This is a genomic window from Glaciimonas sp. Gout2, assembly GCF_035018905.1.
GTDB lineage: Bacteria > Pseudomonadota > Gammaproteobacteria > Burkholderiales > Burkholderiaceae_D > Glaciimonas.
This window is the reverse complement of sequence record NZ_JASJXA010000035.1, coordinates 37,470-46,313: the sequence shown is the minus strand read 5'-3', so window position 1 is coordinate 46,313 and position 8,844 is coordinate 37,470. Positions and strand designations below refer to the sequence as shown.

Below are 8,844 nucleotides of genomic sequence, written 5' to 3'. Positions count from 1 at the left end.
CATCTATTGTCAATAAATAACTTTAAAATATTATTTAGATATCTGTGCCAGTAAATTTAAATTTTCCACGTATAAAAATTATCTTCAGGAAATATTATTTAAAATTTGCACGTATAAATGTAACGCGGGAAATAATTTCTTATATTTTCTTTAAAAAAATTTTTTTTAGGAAATATTATTCTTATCGATAGATTGTAAAAATGTTATACGGGAAATATTTTTAATAATATATGACGGGCCATAAAGAGACATAAAATAGACCATTAAGAAAATGTGCAAATAACCACTAATATTATCTTCACGTGATGATATTATCAAAAAATGTAAAGGTGCAATATTGTCAGAACTTAAGGGTGCTGAAACATTTTGAATGTCGCAAATTTTCGGCGACTTATCTGGAATGTTTAACGGATCGTACCCAATTCGATATTGCTATTGAGATAAGTAGCCTAAGGTTGTCCTGTGCGTATTCATGCATTGGCCACGGATTTTTTGGCCGAATTAAGTATGTATGGAGAACGTTAGCTTATGTTGGATTTAATACCTCGGCTTTTATCTTTTTCAGTCGTAATATGGAAATACAAGTGGTATGCGACCTCCATTGCATGGGTAGTTTTTTTGGTTGGTGGTGGTGTGATTTATGGACTACCTAATGATTTTCAGGCGTCTGCTCGCGTGTACGTCGACACCCAAAGTATCCTGAAGCCTTTGTTATCGGGAATGACTAGCGTCCCGAACGTTGAACAGCAAGTTTCAATCATGAGCCACACGCTGTTGAGTCGACCCAATCTTGAGCGTGTCATGCGTATGACAGACTTGGATATCAAGGCCAAAAATATTGACGACAAAGAGAAGTTGACTGATGAACTGGCCACACAAATTAAAATAACGCAAACAGGGCGCGATGACATTTACACCATCACTTATAACAATCAAAATCCTAAGCTTGGCAAAGATGTTGTTCAGTCCTTGTTGACCATTTTTGTAGAAGGTAGTGTCGGCGACAAAAAGCAAGACTCGGACAAGGCAGTACGTTTTATTGAAGAGCAGATCAAAGGCTACGAAGATAAGTTAAATGCAGCTGAAAATGCAGTAAAAGAATTCAAACAAAAAAATGCTGGTTTGCTGCCTCGTCAAGGTAGCGATTACGAGACGCAGTTGCAACTATCCGCTGATGCATTAAGTTTGGCCCAGCTCGATTTGAAAGAGGCAGAGCAAGCGCGCAATGCGATTAAACGTCAGGTCTCCGGCGAAGCGCCGGGCGGCAATCAAGAGAATGATCCTGCAATTGTATTAAATCCGCAGATGGATGCGCGTATCCAGTTGCTAACCAAGCGCCTGGATGATTTGCGTATGCAATTTACGGAACAATATCCAGATGTTATCGCTACTAAGCGCCTGATTGCCGAGCTTGAAACGCGTAGAGCTGAAGAGGCCAGAACAGGCAAGCGTGGGATTGACCCCGGTGCGAATTACAGCCCTATGTTGCAGCAATTGAGCGTCGCATTATCTGCGGCAGAGGCAAAAGTTGCCAGCATGAGAGCGCGGACAGGCGAGTATGCCGCTCGCTATGCGCGACTGAAGGCGCAAAACGGGGCTGCGCCCGATATAGACGCCCAGTTTGCCCAACTCAATCGTGATTATCAGATTAATAAAGAAAATTATGAAAAACTTGTTGGACGCCGCGACGCCGCCAAGTTATCTGGGGATCTTAGTTCGGCAACGGACTTGCTGACATTTCGCGTTATCGATCCTCCTACCGTTCCAATCTTACCTGTTGGTCCGAACCGACTTAAACTATTTTCGATTTTATTCGTCGCTGCCTTGGCAGCTGGCGTCGGATTGACGTTACTTATAAGTCAAATTCGACCCACCTTCCTAAGTCAGAGTGAACTTCTGGAAGCTACCGGTATTCCGGTATTAGGCGCAGTGACCATGAATTGGACTGTTGATGAAAGTGCCCGGCGCAAAAAAAGTGCCATCGGATTTAGTGCATCCTTTGCGGGATTCATCATTCTTTATTTCGGCGTGATGTTGGTGTTGTTATTCAAAGCACATGGCTAAGCAGACACCATCTGCTGCCATAAAACGGTCTAGCTTATCAGGCCAGGCGTACGGCCTAGCGTAATTGAACAAGATTGGGAGTTTGGATGAGCATTATTGAGAGAGCGGCGGCCCGGCTCGACGCAAAAAAAGGGATGGAACCTTCGCCCAGTAAAGTATCAAGAAGTCCGACGCTGCAAGTTATTGAGCCGAACGATGAGCCTATCACGCGGCTCCCTCAATTACCTGCGGGTAAGGTGATAGAAATTGATCTCGCAAGATTAAGTAAATTGGGTTTTATTACAGCGGGAGGTGCCAGTTCGCTGGTAGCGGAACAGTTTAGAGTCATTAAACGTCCGCTCATTAAAAGAGCATTTAATCCAAAAAGTAGCGCCACTAATCCCGGCAATCTAATCATGGTTACCAGCGCTTTACCTGGCGAAGGGAAAACGTTTTGCGCTATTAATCTGGCGATGAGCATTGCGATGGAGATGGATCATACCGTTTTGCTTGTTGACGCAGATATCGCGCACCCGTCGGTATTGAAAACCCTCGGCATAGAAGCAGATAGTGGCCTCCTGGACATACTGCTTGAACAGAATCTTAATGTCGCAGATGTGCTATTGAAATCCAACGTCGATACGCTGACGATATTGCCTTCTGGAAAAAGTAAACAGCATGCTACGGAGTTGCTGGCAAGTCACGCCATGAGTTTGTTGCTAAAAGAAATTGCCAGCAGGTATTCAGATCGGATCGTGATTTTTGATTCTCCGCCATTACTGCTGACCAGCTCCGCTCATGCATTAGCCAGTCAGATGGGGCAAATCGTGGTTGTGGTGGAAGCAGAAACGACAAGTCAGCATGCTGTGCAGGCATCTCTCAAACAACTTGAGGGATGTTCGAACGTCAATTTGGTGTACAACAAAAGTAGGGTGTTTCCTGGCCAGGAGAGCTATGGATATGGGGAATACTATTAGTAACCGGCCTTTCAGCAGGACTTATTTTCATCCTATGTTCCCACTGAAAATCATGTCAACCGCAGTTGCACTGGTTCTGTCTTCAGTCACCTTCGCCGCGGAGTGGTCCATCATACCCAGCCTGGGCGTCAATGAGACTTATACGGATAACGTTAATCTTGCTCCAAAATCGTTCGCAAAAAGCGATTATATTACTGAAATTTCGCCTTCAATTGTTTTGGTTAAGACTGGTCGATATTTAAGAGTGAATGTGGAAGATATCGTCCAGGAAGTTATTTATTCAGACAAAAGCACCGGTTCAAAATTTACCAATCAGCTGCATGCAACAGTCAAAGCTGAGCTGATTGACGAACTCTTTTTTGTCGATAGCGCGGCCTCAGAGAGTCAGCAAAATATTTCTGCGTTCGGTGCACAGCCGACGAATAACATCTACGCAACCAACAATCGTACTAATGTGCGAACGTTTAATTTTAGTCCTTACTTAGCGCATACATTCGATACGTTTGCTGCTGCAGAATTACGATATGCCGTTGATTCGGTGGCTGCCAGCAGCGGTGCCTTAGCAAGCAGTCACTCAGATACAACGTCGTTCCATGTGAACAGCGGACCTGCATTCCGACTACTTGGGTGGGGTTGGCAATATAGCGACCGCATCACGCATTACCCGACGTTGAGCAGCGTCAAGTTGGCAAGCACATCGGGTAACCTCAGCTATTTGCTTCTCCCAGTGTTGAAGTTGACTGCCACCGTCGGTTACGATCGTGACGACTACCCAAGCATAGGTAAATTAACCAATGGCTTTTCCTGGACGACGGGTTTTGCATTGGCCGTGAATCAGCGGACCAGTCTGGTGGCAACGGTCGGCCGGCGATATTATGGCGATACATTTTCGCTTGCCGCGACTACGCGCAGTCGCACCGCGATCTGGGATATCAGCTACAACGATACAGTCACGACGACACAGTCTCAGTTTGGACTGCCTGCCGCGATTGATACGTCCGCCTATTTGAATCGTTTATTGTCGGGGACGCTAGCCGACCCGGTGCAGCGACAGCAGGCGGTTAACAACATTATTCAGAATGCTGGTCTGCCCGGCTCTCTGAACAATTCAACCAACTACTTTACCAATGCCGTATTTCTCCAAAAACAGTTACAGGCATCCGTCGCGATCATCAGCCCCAAAACTACGCTAGTGGTCAGTCTTTTCGACGTCCAGCGCGAGCCCCTGTCAACTGCGCAAAATAACGGTATTTCTTTGAGCAATGACAAGACCAATCAAGTGGGTGGAAGTGTCGTGTTAGGTAGACGGCTTACTTCGCAAATAAACGCAAATATTAGCTTACTCGCCTCTCGGGTCGAGTCACTCACAAGCGGACGGGTTGATCACACGCAAACGCTGCGTCTGGACATCGTGAAACAGTTTTCTGCCAAGCTCAAAGGCACTGTCGAACTCAGTAGAAGTCAGGGCGAATCAAATCAGGCTGGTATTGGATATCGGGCAAATACGATTGCGGGATTTTTTAATGTCCAGTTATAACCGGAGTTTAGCAACCAATGTATGAAACATATTACGGCTTGCGAGATAAACCCTTTCGTCTCGTCCCTGATCCAGCTTTCTTCTTTGCTAGCAAAGGACACAAGCGCGCCTTGAGTTATCTCGAATACGGGATATCGCAAGGTGAAGGCTTCATCGTTATTACAGGTGAAGTCGGAGCAGGGAAAACGACGCTTGTACGTAATCTTTTCAAGAAATTTGAATCAACAAAAATCGTCGCAGCGCATCTGGCTAATACCCATCTTGATCCAGATAATATCTTGAAAGTGGTAGCGGGCGCATTCGGGATGTCATGTGAAGGCGTCAGTAAAGCGACTTTGTTGATGGAGCTCGAAAAATTCCTACAGCAATCCCATCTAAATGGGCTGCAGGCATTGCTGGTAGTTGATGAAGCTCAAAACCTTACGCCGAAGACGCTCGAAGAACTAAGGATGCTGTCTAATTTTCAGGTTGGCGACAAATCGTTACTTCAAACATTTTTGCTCGGACAACCAGAATTCCGTAAAACGCTTCATAGCCAGGGCATGGAGCAATTGCGCCAACGCGTGATCGCCACCTATCATTTGGGCCCAATGGATGTCGAAGAAACCCAGGCCTATATAGAGCATCGGTTACGTACCGTAGGCTGGCAGGGCGAACCGTCCTTTAGCAAAGAGGCATTCTTTGAGATTTTCGCTTATTCGGGAGGAATTCCTCGAAAGATCAATACCTTGTGTGACCGTCTTTTTCTGATGGGCTATCTCGAAGAGCTTCAAGCATTTGGCACGTCCGAAGTCAAGGAAGTGATTCGGGATATTGAACAGGAATTTAGTCTTCCTGTTGAGGCTAGCGATATCGAAGCAGGTACCACGCTTGTGGCGACGGAGAGCGTAAATCCTACTGATGGTCTGCAAGATATGTATGAAAAATTATACAAATTGGAGCAGACCATGCTCACTCTCTTAACGGCGCTTAACAGTATTAATTTCCCATCACCGATTGAAAATATTCCAGTCGAAAATAATCAATGAAATCTATTTCATCGGCTCAGAATTTTTTTTGGGGTGCGGTAGATATACGTATGGTGGACCCGTCCTTCACAGGGAAATGATATGAATCAGGCATCCAATAAAGCATTGATCCGCAATGCAATGACCATCGACGTGGAAGATTATTTCCAGGTATCGGCTTTTGCGTCGACTATTCCCAGAGATAGCTGGCCGTCGATATCTTGCCGGGTTGAGCGAAATATTGACCTGATACTGACAATTCTTAACGACCACAACATCAAGGCCACCTTTTTTACTCTGGGCTGGATTGCGGAACGCTATCCAGCGATGGTGAAGCGTCTAGTTGACAGTGGCCATGAATTAGCGAGTCATGGATATGGCCATCGCAGAGCGAGCGACCAGGACGCTGGCGCTTTTCTGTCTGATATTACGCGTAGCAAAAAGGTGCTGGAGGATATCGGTGGACAGCCTGTTTTAGGATATCGGGCGCCAAGTTTTTCGATTGCTAACGGCAATCTTTGGGCGTTAGATCTGTTACACGATGCAGGTTATCGCTATAGTTCCAGTATTTATCCGGTCAAGCATGATCATTACGGCATGCCGGATGCCCCGCGTTTTGCCTTTTATCCTAATGGCAAAGATGGATTGCTCGAATTACCCATTAGCACCGTGCGCGCGTTCAACAGAAATTTCCCTGCTGGTGGCGGCGGATTTTTTCGTTTCTTTCCTTATGCTATGTCGCGCTGGCTCTTGCGACAGGTCAATAGCCAGGATCAGCAGTCGGCGATATTTTATTTTCATCCTTGGGAGCTTGACCCTGCACAACCGCGCCAGAGGGGCATCGGCTTGAAAACCCATTTTCGGCACTACGTGAATCTGCATCGCACGGAGGCGCGAATTAATGCTTTGGCGCGTGATTTTCAATGGGATCGGATGGACCGTATTTTTCTGGATAACAAATGAACCTGATCGCAGAAGCTGTGCGGCCGACAGCGGCGCATTTGGTTCCATCAGCGCCTGTTTTTACAGTCCGTATGATGCAGCATGCGGACGTCGAAAAGTGGGATAAATTTGTGTTGGCATGTCCTCACACAAGTTTCTTCCACCGCGCTGGTTGGAAGCATGTTATCGAACGTGCATTTGGTCATCGAACATATTTTCTATATGTTGAATGCGAGGGTCGCATTCAAGGCGTACTGCCGCTGGCACAAATCAAGAGTCTTCTTTTTGGGCATTCATTGAGTTCCCTGCCATTTTGTGTTTACGGTGGAATTGCGGCAAGCTCACCTGCGGCGGCTGACGCATTAGATCGTGCGGCACAAAAGCTTGCCGAAAAATTAAATGTCGATTACCTCGAATATCGCCATCATCACCCTCAACATCCAGAGTGGCCTACAAAAAGTCTTTACGTGACCTTTCGTAAGGATATCTATGCGGATGACGAAAAAAATATGTTGGCCATTCCCCGCAAACAGCGCGCAATGGTTCGTAAGGGTATCAAGGCCAATTTACAAAGTAGCATTGATCGAAGTGTGAATCGTTTTTTTGCGGCTTATTCCGCCAGTGTGCATCGCCTCGGAACACCTGTATTTTCGAAGAAATATTTCCGACTGTTAAAAGAGACTTTTGCCGAAAATTGCGAAATCCTGACAATAACCAAGGAGGGGCGGACCATCAGCAGCGTCATGAGTTTTTACTTCCGTGATGAGGTGCTACCTTACTATGGCGGCGGCACCGCCGAAGCCCGGGACGTTGCAGGGAATGATTTCATGTATTGGGAGTTAATGCGATACGCTGTAAAAAAAGGTATTCGCGTTTTCGATTTTGGCCGTAGCAAGCAGGGCACGGGAGCTTTCGATTTTAAGAAAAACTGGGGATTCGAACCGCAACCGTTGCACTACGAGTACCAGTTGCGCCGCGCTCAGTCGATCCCTGATACCAATCCGTTGAATCCAAAATACCAGTTAATGATCAAGGTGTGGCAACGTTTGCCCTTGTGCGTTGCCAACGTGATCGGCCCGCATATTGTGAAGAATCTGGGATAAAGCGTGGAACATCTCCTCTTTTTAGTTCATCGTATTCCCTATCCCCCTAACAAGGGTGACAAAATTCGTTCCTATCATTTGTTAAAGCATCTGGCGCAGCGCTATCACGTGCATCTCGGCACTTTCGTCGATGATCCTGACGATTGGCAATACGTTGATAAGGTAAAACAACTTTGCGACGATACGCATTTTGCCGCGTTGAACTCGCGTATGGCGCGGCTGCGCAGCCTTGGTGCGCTCGGTGGGAATCGTGCACTCAGTCTCGATTACTATCGCGATCCCGGGTTACATGCATGGGTGAAGAGGGTATTGGCGAATAATCCGATTAGTCGGGTCCTCGTATTTTCGTCCGCGATGGCCCAATATGCAGGGAGCGCGCAATTGACTCGACGGGTTATTGATTTTGTCGATGTCGACTCGGATAAGTGGCGCCAATATTCGGAAAAAAAATCATGGTTTATGCGGTGGCTATATCGACGTGAAGCCCGCCAACTTCTATCTTACGAGCAACAAGTCTCTCGCAATTTCGATACATCCTTATTTGTGTCGGCACCCGAGGCTGATTTATTCCGCCAACTTGCACCCGATAGTGCGCACAAAATTGGGTTCTTCAATAACGGTGTAGATACAGATTATTTTTCACCAGAACATCTATTTCCGAATCCATATCAGCCAAACCAGCTAGTTATGGTGTTTACCGGGGCAATGGATTATTGGCCGAATATCGATGCAGTGCGATGGTTTGCGTATCACATCCTGCCAGCGATACGTGTCGAGAATCCAACCGCACTTTTCTATATTGTTGGGGCCAGACCGTCGCCGCAGGTGCAAGAACTGGCGAATTTTCCCGGGATACAGGTGACCGGCTCCGTGCCTGATGTACGTCCTTATTTGGCGCATGCACATTTAGCTGTGGCACCGTTGCGTATTGCGCGCGGTATTCAGAATAAGGTGTTGGAAGCAATGGCGATGGCGAAGCCCGTGCTGGTTTCTTCGCAAGCATTCGAGGGGATTGATGCTATGCCCAATCGGGAGCTTATGCTGGCAGAGAGCGCTGAGCAGTTCGTCACAATGGCGACAGACTTACTTCAGCGATGTAATGTCGAACACGACAATCTGGGCGCGCGCGCAAGGGAAAAAGTTAAAGCGACTTACGGCTGGGCGAACAAACTTAGCATTGTCGATGGTCTGCTCGACATAAATATGCCACCTACATTTATATAATTGATCGCCAC

At 46.6% G+C, this 8,844-nt stretch carries 7 protein-coding genes; all 7 read left to right on the top strand.

Features of this window, described 5'->3' with window-relative positions; translation table 11 throughout:
• The first annotated feature begins 528 nt into the window (after window positions 1-528).
• The 7 genes from QN379_RS18875 to QN379_RS18845 all read left to right on the top strand — a co-directional run bounded on the left by QN379_RS18875 (window position 529) and on the right by QN379_RS18845 (window position 8,833).
• Window positions 529-2,064: an XrtA system polysaccharide chain length determinant gene (locus tag QN379_RS18875; protein WP_323507312.1), complete on the top strand. Its 1,536-nt coding sequence runs from the start codon at window positions 529-531 to the stop codon at window positions 2,062-2,064.
• Window positions 2,065-2,150: 86 nt separating this feature from the next.
• Window positions 2,151-3,020, top strand: a complete 870-nt coding sequence (locus QN379_RS18870) for an XrtA-associated tyrosine autokinase (protein WP_323507311.1) — start codon at window positions 2,151-2,153, stop codon at window positions 3,018-3,020.
• 52 nt (window positions 3,021-3,072) lie between these two features.
• Window positions 3,073-4,557, top strand: coding sequence for a TIGR03016 family PEP-CTERM system-associated outer membrane protein (locus QN379_RS18865; protein ID WP_322232291.1), 1,485 nt, complete (start codon window positions 3,073-3,075; stop codon window positions 4,555-4,557).
• Between the two features lie 17 nt (window positions 4,558-4,574).
• Window positions 4,575-5,585 (top strand): XrtA/PEP-CTERM system-associated ATPase, encoded by a 1,011-nt coding sequence (locus tag QN379_RS18860; RefSeq protein WP_323507310.1) that lies wholly within the window; start codon window positions 4,575-4,577, stop codon window positions 5,583-5,585.
• Window positions 5,586-5,666: 81 nt separating this feature from the next.
• Window positions 5,667-6,527, top strand: coding sequence for an XrtA system polysaccharide deacetylase (locus QN379_RS18855; protein ID WP_323507309.1), 861 nt, complete (start codon window positions 5,667-5,669; stop codon window positions 6,525-6,527).
• Complete coding sequence (locus tag QN379_RS18850) at window positions 6,524-7,609, top strand: FemAB family XrtA/PEP-CTERM system-associated protein (RefSeq protein ID WP_323507308.1); 1,086 nt, start codon at window positions 6,524-6,526, stop codon at window positions 7,607-7,609. Before QN379_RS18855 ends, QN379_RS18850 begins: the two co-directional genes overlap by 4 nt.
• A 3-nt stretch (window positions 7,610-7,612) precedes the next feature.
• The gene (locus tag QN379_RS18845; protein ID WP_323507307.1) at window positions 7,613-8,833 is read left to right on the top strand and encodes a TIGR03087 family PEP-CTERM/XrtA system glycosyltransferase; all 1,221 of its coding nucleotides are present in this window, start codon (window positions 7,613-7,615) and stop codon (window positions 8,831-8,833) included.
• Window positions 8,834-8,844 lie beyond the last annotated feature (11 nt).